The sequence below is a fragment of the Aneurinibacillus tyrosinisolvens genome (genome assembly GCF_001015055.1).
GTDB classification, from domain to species: Bacteria; Bacillota; Bacilli; order Aneurinibacillales; family Aneurinibacillaceae; genus Aneurinibacillus_A; species Aneurinibacillus_A tyrosinisolvens.
In genome coordinates, this window is the sequence record NZ_BBWZ01000022.1 from 35,448 (window position 1) to 57,637 (window position 22,190).

Consider the following 22,190-nt stretch of genomic DNA (forward strand, 5'->3'; position numbering starts at 1 on the left):
TATCAGGCAGATACCCCTTTCTGTATCAGGAGATGAGAAGTATGTCGACTAAAATCTCAGGAGTTTCTGCCATCGGATTAGGAGCTGCAGCTGTCTTTCTTGCCGCTTCGATCTTTTTTCCGTGGTGGGGCATGATCTTTATCGCTCCGCAGTACCCTGAAGGACTTGATATTATCGTCTATCCTTATAAATTGGCTGGTCGGATCGATATTATTAACGGATTGAATCATTATATCGGAATGAAAGGATTCAGTGAGGAGAGTTTCCCTGAGCTTGCCTATTTGCGGTATGTTATCGGCGGGATGGCTGCTTTAACACTTGTAACGGCTTTGTTAAGAAAAAAAGGGCTGCTGTACGTATTAATTGGGTTGTTTATCATTGGTGGGGCGCTTGGATTGTATGATATACATCGCTGGCTGACGAGCTTCGGTACGGAGCTGGATCCGATGGCCCCCATCAAAATGAAGCCGTTTGTGCCGCCTATGCTCGGCGAAAATCGAGTGGCAAACTTTATCACACACAGTTATTTCACCTATGGTTCCTTTATGATCGGAATCGCCTTTCTGCTTATGATTATCCCCTTGTGGAGGGAGCGAAGAAAATGAAAACCCTGGCTGCTTTGTGGATGGGGCTGGTCGTTTGGCTGGTTGGTACTACGCTCGTTTCCGCTGAAACTTCCATACAAACACTGATTGATAACACGCCCGAAAATGGAGTCCTTACTCTGGCGAGTCAAGTCTATAACGGAAACGTGGTCATCACAAAGCCGCTTACGATAAAAGGAACCGGGCAGACAACCATTCGGGGAGATGGAGGAGGGAATGTCATTACGGTTAAGGCGCCAAACGTTCGTCTGGAGAATATTGCGGTCGAGAACAGCAGTTTCAGCCGAAGTTCTGCGGAAGAGTATGCGGCCATTAAGCTTATGGCAGATCATACGACAGTGAAAAACGTACGCACCTCCCATTCCTATCATGGTATCTCGATGAAAAGCTCAAGCAACAATGTGATTGATAGCGTAAAGATTACGGGAATAGGAGATGGCGAGATTGCCGGGCAGGGAAACGGCATCCAGCTCATCCATTCCCAGGGGAATTTGCTTATAAACAATGTCATTAGCCAGACAAGGGACGGCATTTATTTTTACTATGCCGATCAGAATAAGGTAGAAAACAATCAAATCAGCGGCACAAGGTATGGCCTTCACTATATGTATTCTAACGACAATACGTTTTCGCATAACCGGTTTACGAAAAACACGGGCGGGGCTGCGCTCATGGTTTCGAAAAGGATCCGATTAGTCGGGAATGAAATTTCGTTCCACCAGGGAACACAAGCATTCGGCTTACTACTGCAGGAATGTGAAGAAGTGCAGGTGGAAAACAACCGGTTTATTCAGAACCAGCGGGGGCTTTATATAGACAATGCCCAGCATAACCGGATTGCCGGAAACCGGTTTGAACACAACCAGGTCGGCATTGAACTATGGGCCAGCGCCAGTGAACAGGTGTTTACCGAAAACCACTTTTTTAAAAATACAGCACCTGTCATCGCTACAGGAGTCCAGGCCAGCAATAAGTGGAGCGAAAATAGAAAAGGAAATGATTGGGGAAGCGACATGCCGCTGCTTGACCTGAACCAGGATGGCATAGGCGACAATCCGATTGAGTATAAGTCTTCGCTCTATAAACTGATTAAGGAAAATGAGCTTATCTACCTGTTTTTAAAAAGCCCGGCTGTTTCCCTTTACGAGAAAGTGAATGAGCTGATGAACAGGCAAGGGGTTATGCTGGAGGATCACTATCCACTGGTGGAGAAATCAGGGGATTTCCCATTAAAATGGCTCGTGTTATTTCTTCTGCCGGCAGCGGGTGCAGTGTGGTATTGGCAGCGAAGGGGGAACAGAGGATGATGTATGCATGGAAAGAATGGAACGAACTTTCGCGGGGCAAAGGAATGTGGATAGCCTTAAGCATGATTGCGCTTATCTCCGTGTTTATCCTGCTCCAGTCACGCTCATTTCCAGCCGATCAGGGATTTGAAGTATTTCTGCTCTCTTTATATGAAATGAATGTGTATATTATCCCTCTGCTCGGCATGTTCCTGTCCTCCTTTTCCCTTATGCAGGAAAAAGAGCAAAAAACACTCATGATTCTGCTAACCAAAAGGGAGTCGTACTTTTCTTTTCTTGTGAAAAAAACGTTCGCTATCCAGGGAATTATTTTGCTTACTCTCGTTGCATGGTATTTTATTTTAGCTCTGCCGGCGAAATTCCTTCTTTCTTTTTCCCCCGGCGGTTTCTTCTCTTTTCTTGGTGCTGTTATACTATTGACCGCCATTTTTAATCAACTTGGACTCTTCCTTGGCAGTGTTTGCAGCACACGTATTCAACTGGTCGGGGCGAACATTTTCGTGTGGTTTTTCTTTTTATTTCTCATTGATTTACTGTTTCTGGGATACTTGCCCTCCGTGACAAAAGAAAATATTTTCCTCTTCTCTATCTTTTATTTTCTCGATCCGCTTCATACGATTCACCTGTATCTTGAAAGCTCACTCGGACTTTTTCCGTTAAACCATTTATCGCGTCTCATGGAGAAAATGATTTGGGCCTCTCCAGCGGTTTTTCTGCTTGCTGATGCTGTTATCTGGATTGGCGCAGTATTCCTGCTGTCGATCTGGCTTCACCGAAAGGGAGAGAAATCATGATTGAAATTACAGGACTGACCCAATCCTACCGGCATAAAGAAGTTTTGCGAAATGTTGACCTTGTTGTAAGAAAGCATGAGATCTGCGCGCTTGTAGGGCGCAATGGAGCCGGGAAATCTACCCTTATTCAATCCCTGCTGGGGCTGCTGCAGGTAAAAACAGGGATGATTACCCTTGGAGGGTTCTCTCACCGCGAAGAGGGCTGGAAGCGGATTGTTTCTTATTTGCCTGAGAAGTTTCAACTATATCCGCATCTGACCGGGGAAGAAAATATGAAGTTTTTTGCCTCGCTTGGAGAGAAGCCAATCGATGAAGCGAAAATCGAGGAATGCCTTCGTATGGTGCAGCTCTTGGACCACGGGAATGAGCAGGTAAAAAAGTATTCAAAAGGGATGCTTCAGCGCCTTGGCCTGGGCATTATGCTCTATTATGAAACAGAAATTCTTATTCTTGATGAGCCGACAAGCGGCCTGGATCCAATGGGCCGAAGGGAAATTCTATCGATTCTCCAATCGCTGCAGAACATTACCATTCTTCTCTCCTCCCACCATATGGATGAAATTCGAAAGGTATGCACGCATGTGGCGTATCTTCACGATGGAGTGATTACGAAGTTTGCAGCACAGGAATTTTGCGAGCAATATGAGACAGGAGGAATACTGCTATGAGAATGTTTCTTTTATTCATGACAATCGCCGGGCTGTTCACCCTTACTGCGTGCGGTTCTGTGGGGAACTGGAAAGTAGACGTCCTCACCTCTTCTCCATTCCATGAAGGCAAACCTACTACCCTTACAATGCAAATAAAAGCAGGGAACACACCGGTGAGCGGCCTTCAGGTGCAGGCTGATCTGGAGATGAAGAACATGGATCATGGCACAATTGATGTGTCTTTTCATGAGAAAGAAAAAGGAACGTACACCGGTGAGGCGCTGCTTCCAATGAACGGAGATTGGGTTGGCCTGATTACAGTGAATGACGGAAAGAACAAGCAAGAAAAAGAAATTGATGTAAAGGTAGAATGAGGTGAGATGCGGTGAACGGCAAACTTACCCATTCCATTTCTGCCTTCTTAGCGATTGTTTTCCTGCTGGCGGGGTGTGCAGCCGCGGGAAAAAACGACCCCATTGCTTCTATAAACGGGGAGAACATTACGGCAAGGGATGTTGCTTTCTACCAATCTCTCTATCGGATTGAGCTGGCAGTAAACCATAAGCAAGAAGGGAAAGCGCAGGCGGAGAAGGTGCCCGATAACAATGCGGCTCTCACGCAGCTTATCCGGCTGCGCTCCATGGCCCTTCTCGCCAGGGAAAAGGGGTATGAGGAGGACCAGAAGGCAGGGAGTAAACTAAACGAGGAGAAAAAACAGTACCGCGTAAATCAGGCAGTTCTTCAAATAATAAAAGCGTACGGCGAAGAGGAATTCTGGAAGAAGGAACAGATTCACCAGAAAGAACTTTTGCTGGCCGCCCAGGTGAAGGAAGATATAGTAAAGCAGGCGATAAAAGAAAAGCCGGGGGCAGGACAGCAGGAAATTGCCTACCTGGCCAATCAAAACTATGAAGAACTGCTCGTCTCGCAGGTATCCAGCCTGAAGATTACATTTTTTAATAAAGAGAAGAGTAAGTAGATAAAAAAAGACGGTGTGCCAAAGTTCACACCGTTTTTTTTATATTTGTTTTATACTTTCTGTAACAAGAGTAATCATGAGCAGGACAAAGGGGAGAAGAAGAAATGAGAAGAGCAATCGGCGGCTTGAAGAATAGAAAGAATTTTTTAAATGCGCTATTTGTGCTTGGTTTTCTTGGACTTATTTTAACATCTGTTACCGTTCAGCCAATGATAGGGGTCGTCGTTGCTTTAGCATTATTTGTATCCTCTGTCTTTGCTTGGACATGATAAAGAAAAGGCCGGGCCGGAGTTGTTGGCCCGGTCTTTCTTGTAAACCGGATTATCGCTTTATACTTGTTGCTGTTGCAGCTGACGGGCTAGCTGCTCGATTTGGCGCAGCTGCTGAGCTGCCGTTCGCTCTGCCTGGTAGAAGTTTTGCAGTTCGCTGCTCAGTCCCGCTGGCGCGATATTTTCTCCCAGCATCTGATGAACCCCTGGAATAAAGTTTTGTCCCTGGCCATTGCTCTGTCCGAGTATCTGTGCAACAAGTTCAGCATTTCTTTGTTCTTGCTCGTACATCTGCTGAGCCATTTGTTGAATTTGTTGAAGTGCTTGCTGAGCTTGTTCGGTTGCTTGTTGAATACGCTGTGGCATGTCCGTTCCTCCCTAACCATTTATTATAAATAACCAATCGGTAGAGTGTGCAAATGTAACGTTTTTTATACAAATACTTATTTGTTGTTATTTGGAAATGAACATGCTATAATCAATCTAACACTTAATTATGTATGGATGTTTATCATTCACATCTTATCAGAGGTTACATTTTCAGTGTGTATGTGACCCGTGATAATATGTGAATTTTTATTTTCTACGGTAAATATAAGCAGCATATTAAAATAAATTTTTGGAGGTTCTTCATGAACACAGGTACAGTAAAATGGTTTAATGCAGACAAAGGATTTGGCTTTATTGAGGTTGAAGGTGGGGAAGATGTATTCGTTCATTTCTCTGCGATCACTGGAGATGGATTCAAGTCTCTTGAAGAAGGCCAACGGGTAAGCTTTGATATTACGCAAGGAAATCGTGGCGCCCAAGCTGCAAATGTTTCTAAGTTATAAGATAACAAAAACTTATATGATAAGAGTATGAGTTTACGGCTGCTGACAACATCATGTTAGCAGCCTTTTTTAGTACTAAAATATAAACCGGACAGCGACGCCAATTGATTGCAAAAAGCTCGGATACATAAACTCCGAGCTTTTTGCAATGCAATTAATTAATATAAAACATCCGTAAAGGTGTATAAAAATTTGTAAACATCTGCTTTTCTATTATGCTGATAACTTATAGTTAGATACAGGTTTTTTACCAGGGGTAGGCTTCCAATCTTTTAATTTGTTTTTCAAGTAATCCTTTAAAAAGTTACGTTTCTTTTTTTGCCTTTTATCACGATTTTTCATGGAAAGCCACCATCCTTAAGTTACTGAATAAAACCACTTTACCTTTAGCCTGTCATCTCTAGTTATAAACCTCTTCATTTAAGAAATCAATGGCCTGATTTTGAGTGAATCCTTTGATTAACGCCAATTCACTAATTAAGATTTGCCGTGCATTGTCCAGCATTCTCTTTTCACTTGTATTAAGGACTTTTTCTTCATTCATACGCATTAAATCACAGACGACTTCAGCACCTTCTTGTATATCACCTGTTCTTATTTTATCCATGTTTATGCGATACCTTTGGTTCCATGGGAGTAATTGTTTTAACTCCCTGTCATGAAAAACAAGCAATGTATTTTCTAATGTAAGCATATCCACAACGAGACGTATCCCTACATTAGATGCTTTCTCCATAGGAACCAGGACTTGCATATTGCCAATGGGCATTTTTATGACATAATACTGCTGTTTCTCTCCCAGGATTTCCTTTTCCTCTATGGCCTCGACTACACCCGCACCATGCATTGGATAAACAATCTTGTCGCCGACTTGGAACAAAAAATCCACCTCCAGTAAGTATCTCCTTTAAGAATACCATACATGAGTTGTAATAGCAAAATTAATATAATATCACAAATAAATATTTGAAGTCAAGATGTTTTTGCGAATAAATAGCGTTCTATGTGTAAAACCGTTTTCTTTCACCATTTTTCAAGAGTAAAAGAACCCATCGGTATTGGCTGGTGGGTTCTCCTCTTACTATATTTACCCCTTAATTGGATTTAAGCTCATCTTCATAGCATTCCATACAACGAGAGCCCTTTTCCTGGATTTCATATTCTGAAAGCTTAATTCCGCATTCCTGGCATCTAATTTCCGTTAAAATAATGTTCATTGTTTTTACCCCAATTCATTACGTTTGTTAAAATTATAAACTATTTTGTTTATTTTGATTTGGCGAAAATGTTAAGAATTGATGAATTTTGTCGAAAAAACGGTTTGGAATTTTATGCAGAAGGGTATAGGCGGATAGGGAATTATTGTGCACAATAGATACAGTGACATAAATTAATCACATAACCGCTACGGGAGAGTATGGTATGATTCGCAATCGCTATTATCGCATATTTGTTATTGTGGCAATGACCATTCGTTTTTTTGTCGAAGTATGGTGGTTTCATCGCACACATAGAAATGAAAGCAGGGAATCCCTTCATGAGCAGTGGGAGGCGCTTGTGGCAAAACAGGCGCGCGACTACAAGACGACCGCGCTCCGGCTCGGCGGGCTGCTTATTAAAATGGGACAGTTTTTAAGTACGCGAGCGGACGTGATGCCAAGGGCCTTTACAAGTGAGCTTTCAGATTTAACGGATCGGGTGCCGTCCGTTCCATGGGAAATAAGCAAAAAAATCATTGAACAGGAGTTAAACCAGCCAATAGAAAATGTGTTTACAAATCTCTCAACTGCACCGGTTGCCTCCGCCTCGATTGGCGAAGTATACAAAGGCTATTTAAAGACCGGACAGGAAGTAGCGCTAAAAGTACAGCGGGAGGGCATTGAAGCCATTATTGATGCCGACTTCGCAGCCACAAGGGTTGTCATTCGTCTGGCCAAACGCTTCACGCGATGGGGAAAAACACTCGATTTGGATGCTCTCTATCGTGAACTCGAACGGACGGTATCGAAAGAACTGGATTTTCGGAAAGAATACGCCCATGCGAAACGGTTCATGGAGATGTATGAGGACAATCCATCCGTTCAAATTCCTCGCTATTACGAAGAATGGATGACAAGGCGAATCCTTGTTATGGAATGGATAGAAGGGGCAAAAGTCACAAACCACGCCTTTTTAGAAGCAAACCAAATTGACAAGGGTGAGCTTGTACAGCGGCTCATCCGCCTGTTTTTACAACAGGTGCTCATTAAAGGGTTCTTTCACGCCGACCTGCACCCCGGAAATATTTTTATTCGTTCGGACGCTGCAATTGTGCTGCTTGATTTCGGCATGGTAGGCGAAATCAAGCAGGAGGCGAGAAAGCACATTCAAACCCTCATCCAGGCGGTTGTACTAAAGGATTATGATTTACTCGTCCAGGCGCTTGACCACCTGCGTTTTCTAACGCCACAGGCTGATAGAGAGCAGGTAAAGGTGGCTCTTCAGCTCGGGCTGGAAATGTATTTAAACCGGGCTTTTGATAATCTGGATGATGAAACGCTGGAAGAAATTCAACTGCAAATTCAACAATTCGTCCAGGTACAGCCGATTCAGCTGCCTGCCGAATATGCCTTTCTCGGGCGTGCCTTTAGTACGGTTGTTGGCGTTGTTACAACGATTAAACCCGACGTTGACTTTCTGGAAGCAGGGCGCCCGATTGTAACAGAGTGGCTTAACCAGGAAGGGACGAAGAAGGACAACCGGCATCTCGCCCTGCAGCTGCTAAAAGACGTTGCCCGGGAAATTAGCGTTCTTCCCAAGCAGCTCAATCGCTTTATTGATGCTTCTCTCGAAAGAGACTATCATAGAAAGAAAAGCGAGGAACTTAACCGCTGGCTTGAGCATCACCGGGGGAAACAGCGGGCGGGGCTCCTTTTCCTCGTATTGGGCTGGGGAAGTGCGCTGGCGTTCCGGCTGTTTCACTACCCAATGGAAACCTATATTTGCCTTGGGGTTAGCGGAATCGCCTTTGTACAGTGGCTGTATTCTCAAAATAGAGCGGCTGCTCTTCTAAAGGAAAGCGGCTATACAGGAAATGAAAGAGGTGAAAGGAAATGAACCAGGAAAACAATGAAGAGAAAGTGTATAAACAGGCAACCGAAAAATGCGGCGGTGTTGAGTTTAAAGTAGAAGGCTTAAAAGACGGCTACCGTGTTACGGTACGGGGAGATGAGGAGAGGATAAAGGAACAGCGCAGGGTTGCCTCTTCCTTTATGAACTTTACCCGGCAGGCTGATAAAGCCGGATGGTGGCTTCCGTGGCCGTTCCGCGTCCTGCTTCAATTATGGAGCCGGTATAAATAAGAAAGAAAAAGTACAGGAGCATGATAGGTTCACACTCCTGTAAAAGAATCGTTTGATTACTGATTTGCGATTTGGTGGTTTACTGCCTCCAGTACTTCTTCCGCCGTAAGCCCCTGTGCGTTAATAACGGGAGCTTTCGTAAGGGTGTTGGCAATCCCCATCATATTGTTGTCCTCTCCGGATATAACGCAGCATTCGCAATTTGCGATGCTTGTGTTGTCCATTGGTACGACCTGGAACCCGTTGTTTTGCAGGTGCTGTTTCACGTTGCCGAGCGTATTTTCAACAGCGATACGTGCCATGTGTTGTTCACCCCCTTTTTTTATTCGATGTTATTTTGAATCAATTAATAGAAAAGTATTCCTTCCAGCGTTTGTCGACAAGCTGAACAATGTCTTCCCGTGGAATAAGCTCGTCAGGATAAAAAGGCTTCATCCGGGCATCAATAATAATTGGGCCCGCAAACTCCACCTTGTTGTGGCGTAGAGAGCTTTTTGCATGAACGTCATGCGCCGGATCAAACCGGGTAAATGTCGTCCATAAGAAGGTAGTCTGATCAACGATTTGATCGACATCGTCCACAAGGAAAACGAGCGGCCAGTCCGCCAGCTGGTGCTGGGCAGATTGTACGAGCTTTTCAGCCAGCTGTTCGTCCGCAGCGTAATCGGCACCGGAGATGACAAGGCATCCTCCGCAATACACTTTTACCTTATCGATTTCCGGAATGGCACCGTTACTATATTCGCGCCGAAGCTCGCGAATCGGTTCGCCAATGCCCAGCATAATGGCTTTGCTGCCGTGGTTGAACTTGCGCCCGGTATAATCGAGCGTATCCATCGACGTATCATGGATGATGAGCAAATCCCGCTGCGGGTTAAACCGCTCAAGCACCGTTTCAAGGAAGCGCGCGAAGTTTTGCAAATTACACGGCACGTCGGTAAGCATTAAAAATTTCGTCAGCGTTAATTGGCCTTCCCCCATAATCCGGAAGGCGTTGGCAATCGCTTCCCTGTAATAGCTTTCACGAACGACAGCGCCCGTCAGTGAGTGGAAACCGGTCTCACCGTATGTCCACAAAGCTTTCACACCTGGCATAACGACCGGGAAAAGAGGAGAGAGCAAACGCTGCAAATATTCGCCGATAAAGTAGTCCTCCTGCCTCGGCTTGCCCACAACGGTAGCAGGGAAAATCGCGTCCTTGCGCCGATACATCTTCTTAATATTAAAAACAGGAAAGTCGTGGACCCATGAATAATAGCCATAATGGTCCCCGAACGGCCCTTCCGGATGGCGGATGTGCGGCGGTACCTCGCCGCAGAAGGCAAACTCCGCCTTGGCGACGAGAGCATGGGCATGATCCGGAATGCGGGCCATGTCCAGTTTTTCTCCCATTAAGAAGGAAGTGAAAAGAAGCTCCGGCAGCATTTCAGGGAGCGGGGCGATGGCTGAAGTAATGAGAGCGGGCGGCCCGCCGAGAAATACGGTTACAGGCAATGGCTGGTTTCGCTGCTCCGCCTCGTAGTGGTGGAAGCCGCCGCCCTTTTGTATCTGCCAGTGAATGCCGGTGCGGTTTTTTTCCTGCACCTGCATGCGGTACATCCCGAGGTTATGCTCCTTCGTTTCCGGATGTTCCGTGTAAACGAGAGGAAGGGTAAAGAAAGGACCGCCATCCAGCTGCCAGCCCGTAAGGACAGGGAGCTTGTGTAAATCGACGTCTTCTTCCCTTACCTGAAGCACGGGCGCCTTCGATGGGGAGACGGTTGTGAGCCCTGTTTTCGCTACATCGAGAAGCGGTGCCCGGTTCTCCCACAAAGCTTTCAATTTTGGAGGCATAAGCTTGTCCATCGATCCGATTAAATGCTTGACAAGGTTCTCCGGCCGGGGTCCGAAGGCCATGCTCACCCGGCGTTCGGAGCCAAAAAGGTTCGTTACAACCGGGAAAGAACTCCCTTTTACATTCGTAAATAGGAGAGCAGGGCCTTCTTCGTCGATGACCCGCCGGTGAATTTCGGGAATTTCAAGATTTGGATCAACCTGAGCGCTGATTTCAACGATATCTTCCTCTTTTCTCAGGGTATCCAGAAAGCTGCGTAAATCGCTGTGCATATGATTATTTCTCCTTGCATCGTGATTCTTTCTCTAGATTAAGTGTACATTACTTACACGCCTGTTGTATACGAAATGTGTTACCGTTCATACCATTTATCTGCCGGATCCCAGTCGGCTGCTTTCCAGCGCAGCACATCCGGTCTGGCCAGATGGATCGTTTCTTTCATAACCTCAAGCTGTTCACTCTCGGTTAACGGAGTGAAGGATTTGGCGATCGCTATGTTTTTCTCAAACTGCTCCATCGATTCCATTCCAAGAATCGAGCACGTAATCGGCAGTCCAAAGCTGTACCGCAGCGCCTGCTCATACCATGGCGCAAGCTTGCCGAGGGCCATCACCTTCATGCCAATGATGGCGGTGCCTTTCTCATTGGCTGTGGGGATAAATTCATGTACGAAGCTGTGGAAATGATGATCGACAATCGAAGTTGGGACCAGGGCGCTGTCAAATGGAAAACGGCGAATTCCTTCCAGCTGTACCTGGGGATTCGTATGGCCGCTAATGCTGATGTACTCAATGACTCCCTGCTCCTTTGCTTCCTGTGCCGCCTTCATTGCTCCGTCTTTGTCAAAGATTAGATCAAGCTCATCAAAGCCTATGATATTGTGCATTCGCCATTCCTGCACACGATCGGTCTGCAGGCGCTTGAGGCTTTCTTCAAGCAGGCGCCAGGCCCCGTCATATGTTCTTTCGTGCGTTTTTGTCGCAAGCCATACTTCATTTCTGCGGTTTGTGCCGGCGAGTGCCTTCCCTACTCTTTCCTCTGATTGGCCGTCAGAGTAGCTGGGCGCTGTGTCAAAATAGGTAATTCCTTCATCGATGGCGCGGTTGACGATTTGGATTGCTTCCTCTTCTGTGCAGTTATGTTCATCTACAATTCGTTGGGCTCCGAAGCCAAGGATAGGCAATTCATGCTCTGTTCTGCCAAATTTGTTTTTCTTCATCCCGAATCACTCCTTTATGTAGTAGTAGGCTGCCGCAAAACTCGATTGTGCAGCCACATGGGTCCTTGCTACATGGGTTATGTTATGATAATACTATACACAAATTAACAGGGAAGACAACGAAGGAGAGATATGCAGCCGTGGAATATAAGCTAGTTGCAATCGACATAGATGGAACGTTATTGAACGACCAGTACGAACTGACGGAGACGACTAAAGAAGCGCTGCGCAGAACGGAGGAAGAAGGAGTCAAGATTGTTCTATGCTCCGGCCGCGCTCCGCTGAGCGTGATCCCCATACTCGAAGAGGCGGGGATTGAAGGGTATTTCATTTCACACAATGGTGCCGTGACAACGCATTCCAAAACAAAGGAAATACTGTACGAAGCAGGCTTTTTTGCAGATTCACTTAAGGACATCATTCAGTATTGCCGTACATCGAATATCCATACGGACTTTTGTACCGCGTTCGACATGTATACAGAAAAGCTGGATGATGAAGAAGTGGTTAAAATGTATCAACAATACCATGCTGAGCCTAAGCTGGTTGAAGATGTGCTTGCGATGCAGGACAGGCTGGTGAAATTTACGCTTTTCGCGCCCGATGAGGTTCTCACGAAAGCGCATGCTGATTTTCAGGGAATGAACCTGCCTGTGCAGACGATTCGCAGCGGTCCTTACTATATTGATATTATTGAGAAAGCGACATCAAAAGGAACTGCACTAAGCAACCTGGCGAAACACCTCCAAATTCCGATGTCTCAAACGCTTGCAATTGGCAACTACTATAATGATCTTGAAATGATTAAGATGGCGGGAACAGGGGTGGCGGTCGCAAATGCACCGGATGATGTGAAGCAGCAGGCGGATTTAGTAGTCGCATCGAATAATGATAACGGTGTAGCCGAAGCGCTTGAACAGCTTGTTCTAAAGCAGAAAATAAAACAGTAGACTTAAAACCATATATTACTTGGAAGGGTGTAAAAAATGGTGGAGAGAAGCCGGTTGTTTTCTTTATCTTGCATTGCTCTTTTTCTGCTTCTGCTCTTTTTTGCAACAAGCTGTAGCAGCAGCGAAACATCCGAGACGCTGCGAAAACCTGTCCCGCTGAACGTATCATTTGTGGTAAGTCCTTCCGCTCCAAAAGCGGAGCAGCCTTCAACTATTTCTGTGCGGGTAGAGCAGGAGGGGAAGCCTGTAAACGACGCAGATGAGGTGAAATTTGAAGTCTGGAAAAAAGGAAGCGAGGACCATAGGATGGTACAGGCTGTTAAAACAACGGATGGAACGTATACAGCGCAGGAAACATTCAAAGCATCGGGTACTTACTGTATTATGTACCATGTTACTGCCCGCGATTTGCACAAGATGATAAAATATGAAGTCAGTGTTCAGAAATAAGTAAAAGGGGACACAAATAACGAGAAAGCGGGAAAGGCACATGCCTTTCCCACTGTTGTTCATAAGCACCGCGCATGTTAAACCTCTTCAATGGAAGCAAGGATTCTCATATGGGTCGCCATATACTGACTGTTAGTATACAACCGGAACCCCTGGTTTTCTATAAAGTCGAGGGTAAACGTTTCGGGATATAAATCCAGGATTTCCTTGTCGATACAATAGGTGTATCCATCCTCTTCTGTACATGTGCATGGACAAGACGCGTCGCCCTGGACCAGGGCGAATCTCATGGTCATGCTTCAGCCGCCTTCCATAATGCCGAGAATGAGCAAGCGCCGGCTGGCTACGGTCCTCTTAACTTCTTTTTTTGCGTTTTCTGTTATTCGAAGCAATCGATTCTCCTCTTTTCCAACTGATGCATTATTTTTATTGTTGTACCCATTATAAAAGAGGGGAATGTCCAAAAGCAAAAATGTGTTTTCATAGTGAATAACCAATTATCGTCTTGCGGTTCAAGGATAAATGATATACGATGCATATGATACAGAACAGAAACTGGCGCTGCGAATGTCTGTTCTATATATAAATAAGGAGATGACGTTATGCGTACAGAAGCAGTTAAGTCCAGTCCTACTTTCACTGACCCGATGGAAAAGCACTTCTATGAAATTATAAACATGATTGGGGAGAACCCTGAGCGAGAAGGATTACAGGATACTCCAAAGCGAATCGCCAAAATGTACCGCGAGATTTTCAGCGGGCTGCAGGAGGATCCGGCAGAAGTGCTCGGAAAAACATTTCCTGCTGAAGGCGCGAATGATATTGTCATCGTACAGGATATTCCTTTCTATAGCGTGTGTGAGCACCATTTTGTCCCCTTCTTTGGCAAAGTGCATATCGGGTATATTCCGGACGGGCGGATTGTTGGGTTGAGCAAATTTGCCCGCCTGGTTGATATTCTATCAAAGCGCCCTCAGGTGCAAGAGCGGATTACAAGTCAAATTGTCGATACTCTCGAAGAAGTTATCCGGCCTATTGGAGCCATTGCTATCGTGGAGGCCGAACATATGTGCATGACAATGCGGGGCATTAAAAAACCTGGAAGCAAGACAAGGACGATTGCCCGCCGCGGTGTGTTCGATGCGGACAACGGTGTGCAGGAAGAAAGATTTTTCCGTCTACTGGACAAGCAATAAGATTGATAATAGGAAAGACAGTCCCCCGCTTCAATTCCGCAGGGGGGCTGTCTTTTTTCTCACTCTATTTAATTGCGCATACAGGCTGTATATTTACTGCCTATGCGCGATGCTCAGCAGCTTCTAAATCAGCGGGAGTGGATGTTGAAGTATGATGCAGGCTTGATTGGCAGAATGGGCATTTATACTCCTTATCTAATTCTCCGCTGAAGAAGTGGTCATTGCAGTTGTTGCACACAAGATGGATCATTGTCTAGTCACCTCTGGAATATATTTACCTATTAAACTGTTGTATGTATAACTTATTACCCGACAACCTGGCAGGGTAAACATAGCAAGCAGCTTTTCAGGCAGTTATAACCTTCTATTACGTTTTAAGAGGGCAGGTGCCTATCTTTTCGTAAATGGCACCTGAGGGTGTCAGGGTAGAGCTGAAAAGGAAGACTTCATGCGCCGTCCATCCTATATTTTTTACATGCAAAGTATCAAGAATAGCCGTGTAGTTTTTCCCTTTTTCAGCTTCCCGACCGAGCGTGATGTGCGGGGAGTACGCCCGATCTTCTTTGTATAAACCTTGCTCCTCGAATGGCTCGGCAAGCTTCTTCTGTAAATTCAACAAGCCTCCTGATACATCCCCAATCCCTATCCAGATTACCCGGGGGGATTTTCTGTTTGGAAAAGCACCAAGTCCGTTAAGCTGAAGGGGAAAGGAGTGCAGCGAAGAACATACATCCTGCATGATTCCCTTTATAGCATCGACTTCAATTTCATTTTTTTCTCCCAGAAAGTGGAGTGTCAAATGCATGTTTTTTAACGATTGCCATTTCCGGCATTCTATTTGTTTTCGCAGTTCGGTCTGTATTCTTTGTACCTCTTCCAGTGCTTCAACAGGGAGTTCCAGTCCGGTAAAAATCCTCATGTAAGTACTCCTTCCGGTGATTGTATATGAGACGGATCATTTGTTCATTATGTTATACCAGCACAACGATTTCTATAATATGCTACACTGTTCTTAAATGTTTCAGACAGGGAGGGATCCATAGGTGACAGAAAAAATTGTACTGTTCCTGGGCGAGGTGGCTTTATTTACCCAGCTAACGGAAGAGGAACGGACAAAAATAGCGAGTGTTATGTCCTATCGGAAAGTAAAGAAAAAGGACATTTTGTTTTATGAAGGATTTCCCTGTACAGCGATTTATTTGCTCCAACACGGACGGGTAAAAGTATATAAAACGACGGAAGAAGGGAGGGAGCAAATTGTAAACATTCTGGTGGACAGTGATATGTTTCCCCATGTAGGCATGTTCGGCGGAAGCCCTTACCCTGCTACGGCAGAGGCGCTTGAGGATTCGTCCCTGTATTACATCAAGGTTCAAGAATTAACGGGAATGCTGGAAGGAAACCCGGCTCTCTGCATTCGCCTTCTGCAAATTCTGGAAGGAAAAATAAGGGGGCTGCAATCCCGGCTTACCGATGTGCTGAGTAAAGACATGAGAGAGAAAATTATAAATACGCTGCTTTCGCTGGCCCGTTCCAATGGCTCTAAGATACCTGAGGGCTACCGGATTGAGATGGAACTTACCCACCAGGATTTGGCCAGCATGGTGGGGACAACGAGGGAAACCGTAAGCAGAGTCATCAGCCAGTTGAAAAGAGAGGGAAAAGTTGAATTTGATTCCCATCAGGTTGTTATTCGGGACTAGGGCATAAAGGCACTAACAACATTCGACACGGTTCATCAAAACTGTCGAAAGAATAGTGTGTCCTCTGTATTTATTTTTATCCCCTTCTTTGAGATAATACAAATACTTTCTTACATAAAAAGGGGGCCAAGCTATTATGAAGGGAACAGAGAAGAAAACCGTTAAGAAGTGGTGGGTACTTCCTTTGATTTTCCTTATCTGGTGTGCTGTTTATACAGCGCTTACACTTTTGAAGCATCAAGATCCCCCGGATGATACCGTATCCGTTAACGAAACACGCATGGAAGTGAATGCCCCCTCCTCGCCCGTATACATATCTGATAATAAAGGAAAAAGCCTTCCAGCCCGCTGGTAGGTTTTTTCCTTTATTATCGAGTTATAGCCTGTCTTATTTCCGAATATACTCTATTCAGAGGGTGGTGGAAAGGACAAATGAATGCGTCTTTCTGGATAGGATTTCTAAATATTGTCATCATCGATATTGTACTAAGCGGGGATAATGCCGTTGTTATCGGAATGGCGAGCCGTAAATTGCCGCCGGAGCAGCGAAGAAAAGCTGTAATCTGGGGGACGGCAGGCGCAGTCGGACTTCGTGTGCTGCTTACCGGCCTTGCCACATGGGTACTGCTTATCCCTTATTTAAAGGCGGTCGGCGGCATGGTACTGGCCTGGATTGCCTTTAAACTGCTGGTTGGAGAAGGAGAAGCAGCCTCCGATATCAAAGCTGAAAATACCCTTTTATCTGCTGTGAAGACAATTATTGTTGCAGACTTTATCATGAGCCTTGATAATGTACTGGCCGTAGGAGGCGCAGCCCATGGGGACTTTGTTTTGCTGCTCTTTGGGCTTGGATTAAGCGTTCCACTTCTCATGGTAGGCAGCAGCTTTGTAGCCAGCCTTATGGATCGCTTGCCTGTCCTTGTTTATATAGGTGCCGGTATTCTTGCTTACACCGCCGGTTCCATGGTTATTTCAGAGGAGCCGGTACAACAGCATATTGCTCCCATTTATTATTTTCTGGATTGGCTTGTTCCCCTGGCTTTCACTGTTCTTGTTTTGCTGGCGGGGATGTGGTGGCGTAAAAGAACGTATGAATCGTACATTTAATCCTTCCAGCATTTACATGATGAAGCGCCGCATGGGATCCTCCAAATCGTGACATGATAAAGGTACACCAGGCGCTGGATGAACTGAAATATGAAATGGCTACTGAATTCGACGTCAATCTTGGAGCTGACCAGACTTTCCGGGCTAACGGTTCTGTAGGTGGAGAAGTGGTAAAACGTATGATTCAACTTGCCGAGCGTTAGCTTGGCGGCGGAAGTTTCTAAGCGACTTAATAGCTGGATATAAGGGGCAGCGGGCAACCGCTGCCTCCTTCATTTTAGTTTATCTTTCTCTCTTTTTTTAAAATGTCGAAAAAGAAAGGAGGAAAATGAGTGAAAATGAAGAATTATTATTTTAGTAAACGGTTTCAATAAAGATAAAATATTCGATAGGCTGGAGGAGACAAGTGATGGTAGAAACGCAGCTGCTGGCGCCTGAATACTACAACATGGTGAACGACATTGAAAGGTTCGCAAAAGACCCGGAAAAAACCGCTCTTCTATGGGAGAATGAAGCAGGGGATACAAAGCAGTTTACATACATGGAGTTGAGTAAGGCTTCCAATCGGCTTGCTAACGGCCTGCAGGAGCTCGGCATTCAAAAGGGAGATAAAATCATCATTATCCTTCCGAGAATCGAGGAGGCTTATATTAGCTATATGGCGGCATTGAAGCTTGGGGCTGTCATCCTTCCAGGATCTGAAATGCTGATGCCCAAGGATATCCTATACCGTGCGATACACTCGGAAGCGAAAGCGATTATTTCATTCCACGATTTGACGGATCGCATTAATGAAATCCGCAGCGACTGCCGTACGTTGAATACGTTTATCGTAGTTGGCGGGGAAAAAGAAGGCTGGACCCCTCTTGAACATGTAATTGAAAATAAGAGCGAGCAATTTGAAGTTGCAAATACACGCGCAGACGATATCGCATTCCTGAACTATACATCAGGCACGACCGGCAACCCCAAGGGAGTTATTCATACACACAGCTGGGCCTATGCACACCAGGCTGTTGCGGCGAAATTATGGCTCGGGGTAAACGAGGGGGATGTTGTGTGGGCAACCGCAGGTCCGGGATGGGCGAAATGGAACTGGAGCCCGTTTATTTCCGTTCTTGGTTCCGGGGCAGTCGGCCTTGCCTATCTCGGCAAATTCGACCCGAAGAAATACCTTTCCCTGCTGGAGAAACACAAAGTCAATGTTCTGTGCTGCACGCCAACCGAATACCGTATTATGGCAAAAGAAGACGGGCTTGATAACTACAATCTTGCATCCCTCCACAGCACGGTAAGTGCAGGCGAGCCGCTAAACCGCGAAGTGATTGACACGTTTAAAAAGTATTTTAATGCGACGGTACGCGATGGATACGGCCAGACGGAAAATTCGCTTATTGTCGGTACTCTAAAAGGGATGGAAGTCAAGCCGGGTTCGATGGGTAAGCCAACCCCCGGTAATCGAATTGCGATTATTGACGAAGACGGAAATCCGGTTAAGCAAGGTGAAGTGGGAGACATTGCTGTTCACCGCAGCGTACCTACCCTCTTTAAAGGGTATCTAAATGATCCGGAGCGGACAGCTACCGCATTCCGCGGGGAGTGGTACTTGACGGGGGACCAGGCAAAAGAAGATGAAGACGGCTATTACTTCTTCGAAGGACGTTCCGATGATATTATTATTAGCTCGGGCTATACGATTGGGCCGTTCGAAGTCGAGGATGCGCTCGTGAAGCACCCGGCTGTTAAAGAATGCGCCGTCGTTGCCAGTCCGGACCCGGTAAGGGGAAGTGTGGTAAAGGCATTTATTATTTTACGCGACTCCAGTACGGCTTCAGACGAACTGGTGAAGGAATTGCAGGAATACGTAAAGAGCATTACCGCTCCGTATAAATACCCCCGCCAAATTGAGTTCGTAGCTGAACTGCCGAAAACCACGTCAGGTAAAATCCGGCGTGTCGAGCTGAGGCAGCTCGAAAGGCAGCGTTCCGCACAGTAGGCGGATGAGCAAAAAAAAGGTCTCCGGGATTAGTTCCCGGAGACCTTTTTTGATTTGCTTTGTGCACTGTGCTCACCTTCACTGCGAGACAGTTCACTGTTTCTATACCCGTAGAGAGCGTATACTACAATTCCAATGAGGAACCAGACACCAAACCCCATCCAGGTTGTTTTAGGCAGGCTGTATACAAGGTAGCCGCAAAAAACAACAGCGAGAAGCGGAACCCACGGAACAAAAGGTACTTTAAATGAACGTGGAAGGTCCGGCTGCTTGTGTCTGAGAACAATAATCCCGAGCGATACGACAATGAAGGCGAACAGCGTTCCGATATTCGTTAGTTCGGCGAGTTTATCAAGCGGAACAAACCCTGCAAAAAAGGCACACAGTACCGCCGTTACCCAACTGCTTACAACCGGTACCTTTGTTTTCTGGTTTACCCTTGAGAGAACCTTAGGAAGCAGGCCGTCGCGGCTGATAGCGAAGAAGAGGCGGGTCTGGCCGTAAATCATAACAAGCAGTACGGTTGTAATTCCCAGAATGGCCCCCGCAGCGACAAATCCTGCAGCCCAGTCCTGATGAACAAAATTCAAAGCATAGGCAACCGGGTTGTCCACATTGAGCATTTTGTACGGGACCATTCCGGTTAAAATGAGAGAAACGATAATATAGAGCGCCGTACAAATAAGCAGGGAAGCGATAATCCCGATTGGCATATTGCGCTGCGGGTTCCGCACCTCTTCTGCGGCCGTGGATACAGCATCAAATCCGATATACGCAAAGAAAACGGTCGCTGCACCTGTAGCTACCCCGGAAAATCCGTTCGGCATAAACGGTACCCAGTTGTGAGGCTTGACGTACCAAACCCCCACCGCGATGAAGAGAAGAACAACGGCGATTTTAATAATAACCATAATATTGTTAAGCTTCGTTGATTCCTTAACTCCCCGGCTGAGAAGAAAAGTAATGATAAAAATAATCAGGATGGCAGGCAGATTAACGTATGTGCCTTTCACCGGATTGTATGCACCGGTTAACGCGGTTGGAAGGTGGATGCCGAATCCTGAGAGCAGACCCTGGAAATAACCCGACCAGCCGCTGGCAACCGCAGACGAGGCAAGCCCGTACTCAAGAATCAAATCCCATCCGAGTATCCATGCGATTAATTCGCCGAACACCGCATAGCTGTAAGTGTAGGCGCTACCCGATACGGGAACAGAAGAAGCAAACTCAGCGTAGCAGAGCGCCGCGAATACGCACGCCAATCCGGCCAGAATGAAAGATAAAATAAGGGCCGGTCCCGCGTGCTTGGCTGCGGCTACTCCGGTTAAAACAAAAATCCCGGTTCCGACAATGGCGCCAATGCCCAGCATCGTTAAATCGAAGGCACCAAGGGCTTTCTTAAGAGAAGTCTCCTTATTATCCAGGTGGGCGAGTAAGGAGGAGACGGATTTTTTACGTAAAAGATTCATTGCTACTATCTCCTTATTAGTTTTTTATTAACATTATTAAGCGGCGAAGGAGAAACGCTGTGCAACGTTAAAGTGAATGACGAAAAGAAATATTCTGAATACTGACGCGCGTTTTTCCTTCACTTCTGCATCACTGATATTTCTGAATTCTACATGATTTTTATTTGTGGGTAAAGTGAAAAAATGTACAGTAAATCATTTTAACTATTTAGATAATAGCGACAAAAAGAAAAAGCCTGCGTCATTGCAGGCTTTTTCTTTTACTTCACGTTAAATCGTGCGGTTTCTTTTCCATTCATTACAAGTAGAACTTGTGAAACCCCGCTTTCTTTTACCGCGATCGTTCTCATTTGTTCAAACCCTGAGGAAGAGGAACTGTTATCCAGTTTTACTTGATCGACATTAATTTTCAGCTGTTTTCCCGAACGCGTAATGACAATAATTTGGCCGTTATAGCCTGCGCTTTTTAAGTCATATGTAAACGTGATGTATAATTTGCCTTCCTTGTAGTAGGCAGCGAATTTATCAGGAAGATCCGTGCTTGCGCGCAGGCCGATATCTTCATAGGGAACAAGCTGTATAAAACGGTAAATGACAGCCGCGGCTTCTCCGCGGGTCAGAGAGGCTCTTGGGGCAAAAGATCCGTCGTTCTTTCCGCCAATCAAATTGATTTTATCGGCAATAACAACGTCATCTTTATAACCCGAAGAGATTTGGCCGGCATCTTTAAAAGGAATGTGATTTGTGCTAACAAGTGAGGAGAGATCGTCCCGGTATAGATAATTATATCCGTTGACGAGGTAGTGGGCCATCTCCTGGCGGGAGATTTTCCCTTCCCCGTGAAAAGCGCCGTGGTCATCAATAATGTTTGCTTTCTTTAAGCGGACCAGGTCGCTTGCGTAGTAGTCGGAGGAGTCCACGTCAGAGAAATATTTCCTTGCTTCTCCCGGCGAAGCGGATGTTTTTAAGTCTGACTTCATTGCTTTAGCCAGCATCGCTGCAAATTCACCTTTCGTTAACGGCTTATCTGGAGCGAATGTATTGCTGTCAATTCCATTAATAACGCCCTGGCTGGCCAGGCTGCGAATCTGGCTTTCCGCCCAGTGATCGCCGATATCATCGAACGACGGAGAGGCGGCGAAGGCGGACGAAAAAGGGGTAAACAGGCTGCCAGCAGTGATGAATGAGCCTAAGGCGATCGGAAGCCATTTTTTCTTCAACAATTTCACGTCCCTTGTTAAAAATAGGATCATTATGATATTTGTTTTGACTCCCTCCATGCTGGAAAGTTGCACAAAAAATAGAAAAAGGAAAAACAAGTGTTGTAAAACATCAACCGGTTTGATATTATAAAAAAGTCGCCGCTTGCTGGCAAGCCGGGTAAATACGACATGGAGAGTTACCCAAGTGGCTATAAGGGGCTCCCCTGCTAAGGGAGTAGACGGGTTAAACCGTGCGAGGGTTCGAATCCCTCACTCTCCGCCATAA

General features: G+C 45.8%; 29 protein-coding genes and 1 tRNA gene. 19 read left to right on the forward strand and 11 right to left on the reverse strand.

The window, feature by feature from the left end; genetic code table 11:
• The first annotated feature begins 41 nt into the window (after positions 1–41).
• From MBEAL2_RS17725 to MBEAL2_RS31850, 7 genes are all read left to right on the forward strand, one after another.
• Positions 42–605, forward strand: coding sequence for a hypothetical protein (locus MBEAL2_RS17725; RefSeq protein ID WP_047153613.1), 564 nt, complete (start codon positions 42–44; stop codon positions 603–605).
• Positions 602–1,912 carry a nitrous oxide reductase family maturation protein NosD gene (gene nosD / locus MBEAL2_RS17730; protein ID WP_052947797.1) on the forward strand — a complete coding sequence of 437 codons (1,311 nt, stop codon included), beginning with the start codon at positions 602–604 and terminating at the stop codon, positions 1,910–1,912. Before MBEAL2_RS17725 ends, nosD begins: the two co-directional genes overlap by 4 nt.
• A complete protein-coding gene (locus MBEAL2_RS17735; RefSeq protein WP_047153614.1) occupies positions 1,909–2,706 on the forward strand; it encodes an ABC transporter permease in 798 nt (265 codons plus the stop codon). Before nosD ends, MBEAL2_RS17735 begins: the two co-directional genes overlap by 4 nt.
• On the forward strand, positions 2,703–3,374 hold the full coding sequence (locus tag MBEAL2_RS17740) for an ABC transporter ATP-binding protein (protein ID WP_047153615.1): 672 nt from the start codon (positions 2,703–2,705) through the stop codon (positions 3,372–3,374). Before MBEAL2_RS17735 ends, MBEAL2_RS17740 begins: the two co-directional genes overlap by 4 nt.
• The gene (locus MBEAL2_RS17745) at positions 3,371–3,730 is read left to right on the forward strand and encodes a FixH family protein (RefSeq protein WP_047153616.1); all 360 of its coding nucleotides are present in this window, start codon (positions 3,371–3,373) and stop codon (positions 3,728–3,730) included. Before MBEAL2_RS17740 ends, MBEAL2_RS17745 begins: the two co-directional genes overlap by 4 nt.
• 11 nt (positions 3,731–3,741) lie before the next feature.
• Positions 3,742–4,335 (forward strand): hypothetical protein, encoded by a 594-nt coding sequence (locus tag MBEAL2_RS17750; RefSeq protein ID WP_052947798.1) that lies wholly within the window; start codon positions 3,742–3,744, stop codon positions 4,333–4,335.
• Positions 4,336–4,439: 104 nt separating this feature from the next.
• On the forward strand, positions 4,440–4,604 hold the full coding sequence (locus tag MBEAL2_RS31850; RefSeq protein WP_161798230.1) for a hypothetical protein: 165 nt from the start codon (positions 4,440–4,442) through the stop codon (positions 4,602–4,604).
• Positions 4,605–4,664: 60 nt separating this feature from the next.
• Here MBEAL2_RS31850 and MBEAL2_RS17755 read toward each other — a convergent pair whose 3' ends face one another.
• Positions 4,665–4,970 (reverse strand): hypothetical protein, encoded by a 306-nt coding sequence (locus MBEAL2_RS17755; protein ID WP_047153617.1) that lies wholly within the window; start codon positions 4,968–4,970, stop codon positions 4,665–4,667.
• Between the two features lie 266 nt (positions 4,971–5,236).
• Here MBEAL2_RS17755 and MBEAL2_RS17760 point away from each other — a divergent pair, with 266 nt between their 5' ends.
• Complete coding sequence (locus MBEAL2_RS17760; RefSeq protein ID WP_047153618.1) at positions 5,237–5,437, forward strand: cold-shock protein; 201 nt, start codon at positions 5,237–5,239, stop codon at positions 5,435–5,437.
• 213 nt (positions 5,438–5,650) lie between these two features.
• Here the strand turns inward: MBEAL2_RS17760 and MBEAL2_RS33665 are convergent, their stop codons facing one another.
• Together MBEAL2_RS33665 and MBEAL2_RS17765 are read right to left on the reverse strand one after the other, a co-directional pair.
• Positions 5,651–5,779, reverse strand: coding sequence for a hypothetical protein (locus MBEAL2_RS33665; RefSeq protein ID WP_269082487.1), 129 nt, complete (start codon positions 5,777–5,779; stop codon positions 5,651–5,653).
• A gap of 58 nt (positions 5,780–5,837) precedes the next feature.
• Positions 5,838–6,332, reverse strand: a complete 495-nt coding sequence (locus MBEAL2_RS17765; RefSeq protein ID WP_047153619.1) for a CarD family transcriptional regulator — start codon at positions 6,330–6,332, stop codon at positions 5,838–5,840.
• Positions 6,333–6,859: 527 nt separating this feature from the next.
• Between MBEAL2_RS17765 and MBEAL2_RS17770 the strand changes: the two genes are divergently transcribed.
• Positions 6,860–8,533 carry an ABC1 kinase family protein gene (locus tag MBEAL2_RS17770; RefSeq protein ID WP_052947799.1) on the forward strand — a complete coding sequence of 558 codons (1,674 nt, stop codon included), beginning with the start codon at positions 6,860–6,862 and terminating at the stop codon, positions 8,531–8,533.
• On the forward strand, positions 8,530–8,778 hold the full coding sequence (locus MBEAL2_RS17775) for a hypothetical protein (RefSeq protein WP_047153620.1): 249 nt from the start codon (positions 8,530–8,532) through the stop codon (positions 8,776–8,778). The genes MBEAL2_RS17770 and MBEAL2_RS17775 overlap by 4 nt, the downstream gene beginning before the upstream one ends.
• 56 nt (positions 8,779–8,834) lie before the next feature.
• Here the strand turns inward: MBEAL2_RS17775 and MBEAL2_RS17780 are convergent, their stop codons facing one another.
• The 3 genes from MBEAL2_RS17780 to MBEAL2_RS17790 form a co-directional block, all read right to left on the reverse strand.
• Positions 8,835–9,080, reverse strand: a complete 246-nt coding sequence (locus tag MBEAL2_RS17780) for a YkuS family protein (RefSeq protein WP_047153621.1) — start codon at positions 9,078–9,080, stop codon at positions 8,835–8,837.
• A gap of 40 nt (positions 9,081–9,120) precedes the next feature.
• Positions 9,121–10,884 carry a UbiD family decarboxylase gene (locus tag MBEAL2_RS17785; RefSeq protein WP_047153622.1) on the reverse strand — a complete coding sequence of 588 codons (1,764 nt, stop codon included), beginning with the start codon at positions 10,882–10,884 and terminating at the stop codon, positions 9,121–9,123.
• Between the two features lie 80 nt (positions 10,885–10,964).
• Entirely contained in the window at positions 10,965–11,831 is an 867-nt protein-coding gene (locus tag MBEAL2_RS17790; RefSeq protein ID WP_047153623.1) for an aldo/keto reductase, read from the reverse strand.
• A gap of 140 nt (positions 11,832–11,971) precedes the next feature.
• Here MBEAL2_RS17790 and MBEAL2_RS17795 point away from each other — a divergent pair, with 140 nt between their 5' ends.
• Positions 11,972–12,781, forward strand: coding sequence for a Cof-type HAD-IIB family hydrolase (locus tag MBEAL2_RS17795; RefSeq protein ID WP_047153624.1), 810 nt, complete (start codon positions 11,972–11,974; stop codon positions 12,779–12,781).
• Positions 12,782–12,817: 36 nt separating this feature from the next.
• Positions 12,818–13,231: a FixH family protein gene (locus tag MBEAL2_RS17800; protein WP_047153625.1), complete on the forward strand. Its 414-nt coding sequence runs from the start codon at positions 12,818–12,820 to the stop codon at positions 13,229–13,231.
• A 77-nt stretch (positions 13,232–13,308) separates the two neighbouring features.
• Here MBEAL2_RS17800 and MBEAL2_RS17805 read toward each other — a convergent pair whose 3' ends face one another.
• Positions 13,309–13,527 carry a hypothetical protein gene (locus tag MBEAL2_RS17805; RefSeq protein WP_047153626.1) on the reverse strand — a complete coding sequence of 73 codons (219 nt, stop codon included), beginning with the start codon at positions 13,525–13,527 and terminating at the stop codon, positions 13,309–13,311.
• A 306-nt stretch (positions 13,528–13,833) separates the two neighbouring features.
• Between MBEAL2_RS17805 and folE the strand changes: the two genes are divergently transcribed.
• Entirely contained in the window at positions 13,834–14,427 is a 594-nt protein-coding gene (gene folE, locus MBEAL2_RS17815; RefSeq protein ID WP_047153628.1) for a GTP cyclohydrolase I FolE, read from the forward strand.
• 100 nt (positions 14,428–14,527) lie between these two features.
• Here folE and MBEAL2_RS31855 read toward each other — a convergent pair whose 3' ends face one another.
• Positions 14,528–14,677, reverse strand: coding sequence for a hypothetical protein (locus tag MBEAL2_RS31855; protein WP_161798231.1), 150 nt, complete (start codon positions 14,675–14,677; stop codon positions 14,528–14,530).
• Positions 14,678–14,794: 117 nt separating this feature from the next.
• Positions 14,795–15,346, reverse strand: coding sequence for an RNA 2',3'-cyclic phosphodiesterase (gene thpR, locus MBEAL2_RS17820; RefSeq protein ID WP_047153629.1), 552 nt, complete (start codon positions 15,344–15,346; stop codon positions 14,795–14,797).
• 124 nt (positions 15,347–15,470) lie between these two features.
• Between thpR and MBEAL2_RS17825 the strand changes: the two genes are divergently transcribed.
• From MBEAL2_RS17825 to mbcS, 5 genes are all read left to right on the forward strand, one after another.
• A complete protein-coding gene (locus MBEAL2_RS17825; protein WP_047153630.1) occupies positions 15,471–16,130 on the forward strand; it encodes a Crp/Fnr family transcriptional regulator in 660 nt (219 codons plus the stop codon).
• Positions 16,131–16,266: 136 nt separating this feature from the next.
• A complete protein-coding gene (locus MBEAL2_RS17830; protein WP_047153631.1) occupies positions 16,267–16,485 on the forward strand; it encodes a hypothetical protein in 219 nt (72 codons plus the stop codon).
• 77 nt (positions 16,486–16,562) lie between these two features.
• Entirely contained in the window at positions 16,563–17,237 is a 675-nt protein-coding gene (locus tag MBEAL2_RS17835; protein WP_047153632.1) for a TerC family protein, read from the forward strand.
• A 53-nt stretch (positions 17,238–17,290) separates the two neighbouring features.
• The gene (locus MBEAL2_RS30360) at positions 17,291–17,440 is read left to right on the forward strand and encodes an alpha/beta-type small acid-soluble spore protein (protein WP_082130007.1); all 150 of its coding nucleotides are present in this window, start codon (positions 17,291–17,293) and stop codon (positions 17,438–17,440) included.
• Positions 17,441–17,646: 206 nt separating this feature from the next.
• A complete protein-coding gene (gene mbcS, locus MBEAL2_RS17840; RefSeq protein ID WP_047153633.1) occupies positions 17,647–19,233 on the forward strand; it encodes an acyl-CoA synthetase MbcS in 1,587 nt (528 codons plus the stop codon).
• Positions 19,234–19,262: 29 nt separating this feature from the next.
• Here mbcS and bcaP read toward each other — a convergent pair whose 3' ends face one another.
• Together bcaP and MBEAL2_RS30365 are read right to left on the reverse strand one after the other, a co-directional pair.
• Entirely contained in the window at positions 19,263–20,702 is a 1,440-nt protein-coding gene (bcaP, locus tag MBEAL2_RS17845; protein ID WP_047153634.1) for a branched-chain amino acid transporter BcaP, read from the reverse strand.
• 260 nt (positions 20,703–20,962) lie between these two features.
• Positions 20,963–21,922: an S-layer homology domain-containing protein gene (locus MBEAL2_RS30365; RefSeq protein ID WP_161798232.1), complete on the reverse strand. Its 960-nt coding sequence runs from the start codon at positions 21,920–21,922 to the stop codon at positions 20,963–20,965.
• A gap of 173 nt (positions 21,923–22,095) precedes the next feature.
• Here MBEAL2_RS30365 and MBEAL2_RS17855 point away from each other — a divergent pair.
• A tRNA-Ser gene (locus tag MBEAL2_RS17855) sits at positions 22,096–22,187 on the forward strand.
• The last annotated feature ends 3 nt before the right edge of the window (positions 22,188–22,190 follow it).

Coding starts and splice junctions, on each gene's coding strand:
- MBEAL2_RS17725 (WP_047153613.1), top strand. CDS start 42: ATGTCGACTAAAATCTCAGGAGTTTCTGCCATCGGATTAGGAGCTGCA.
- nosD (WP_052947797.1), top strand. CDS start 602: ATGAAAACCCTGGCTGCTTTGTGGATGGGGCTGGTCGTTTGGCTGGTT.
- MBEAL2_RS17735 (WP_047153614.1), top strand. CDS start 1,909: ATGATGTATGCATGGAAAGAATGGAACGAACTTTCGCGGGGCAAAGGA.
- MBEAL2_RS17740 (WP_047153615.1), top strand. CDS start 2,703: ATGATTGAAATTACAGGACTGACCCAATCCTACCGGCATAAAGAAGTT.
- MBEAL2_RS17745 (WP_047153616.1), top strand. CDS start 3,371: ATGAGAATGTTTCTTTTATTCATGACAATCGCCGGGCTGTTCACCCTT.
- MBEAL2_RS31850 (WP_161798230.1), top strand. CDS start 4,440: ATGAGAAGAGCAATCGGCGGCTTGAAGAATAGAAAGAATTTTTTAAAT.
- MBEAL2_RS17755 (WP_047153617.1), bottom strand. CDS start 4,970: ATGCCACAGCGTATTCAACAAGCAACCGAACAAGCTCAGCAAGCACTT.
- MBEAL2_RS17760 (WP_047153618.1), top strand. CDS start 5,237: ATGAACACAGGTACAGTAAAATGGTTTAATGCAGACAAAGGATTTGGC.
- MBEAL2_RS33665 (WP_269082487.1), bottom strand. CDS start 5,779: ATGAAAAATCGTGATAAAAGGCAAAAAAAGAAACGTAACTTTTTAAAG.
- MBEAL2_RS17770 (WP_052947799.1), top strand. CDS start 6,860: ATGATTCGCAATCGCTATTATCGCATATTTGTTATTGTGGCAATGACC.
- MBEAL2_RS17775 (WP_047153620.1), top strand. CDS start 8,530: ATGAACCAGGAAAACAATGAAGAGAAAGTGTATAAACAGGCAACCGAA.
- MBEAL2_RS17780 (WP_047153621.1), bottom strand. CDS start 9,080: ATGGCACGTATCGCTGTTGAAAATACGCTCGGCAACGTGAAACAGCAC.
- MBEAL2_RS17785 (WP_047153622.1), bottom strand. CDS start 10,884: ATGCACAGCGATTTACGCAGCTTTCTGGATACCCTGAGAAAAGAGGAA.
- MBEAL2_RS17790 (WP_047153623.1), bottom strand. CDS start 11,831: ATGAAGAAAAACAAATTTGGCAGAACAGAGCATGAATTGCCTATCCTT.
- MBEAL2_RS17800 (WP_047153625.1), top strand. CDS start 12,818: ATGGTGGAGAGAAGCCGGTTGTTTTCTTTATCTTGCATTGCTCTTTTT.
- MBEAL2_RS17805 (WP_047153626.1), bottom strand. CDS start 13,527: ATGACCATGAGATTCGCCCTGGTCCAGGGCGACGCGTCTTGTCCATGC.
- folE (WP_047153628.1), top strand. CDS start 13,834: ATGCGTACAGAAGCAGTTAAGTCCAGTCCTACTTTCACTGACCCGATG.
- MBEAL2_RS31855 (WP_161798231.1), bottom strand. CDS start 14,677: ATGATCCATCTTGTGTGCAACAACTGCAATGACCACTTCTTCAGCGGA.
- thpR (WP_047153629.1), bottom strand. CDS start 15,346: ATGAGGATTTTTACCGGACTGGAACTCCCTGTTGAAGCACTGGAAGAG.
- MBEAL2_RS17830 (WP_047153631.1), top strand. CDS start 16,267: ATGAAGGGAACAGAGAAGAAAACCGTTAAGAAGTGGTGGGTACTTCCT.
- MBEAL2_RS17835 (WP_047153632.1), top strand. CDS start 16,563: ATGAATGCGTCTTTCTGGATAGGATTTCTAAATATTGTCATCATCGAT.
- MBEAL2_RS30360 (WP_082130007.1), top strand. CDS start 17,291: ATGATAAAGGTACACCAGGCGCTGGATGAACTGAAATATGAAATGGCT.
- mbcS (WP_047153633.1), top strand. CDS start 17,647: ATGGTAGAAACGCAGCTGCTGGCGCCTGAATACTACAACATGGTGAAC.
- bcaP (WP_047153634.1), bottom strand. CDS start 20,702: ATGAATCTTTTACGTAAAAAATCCGTCTCCTCCTTACTCGCCCACCTG.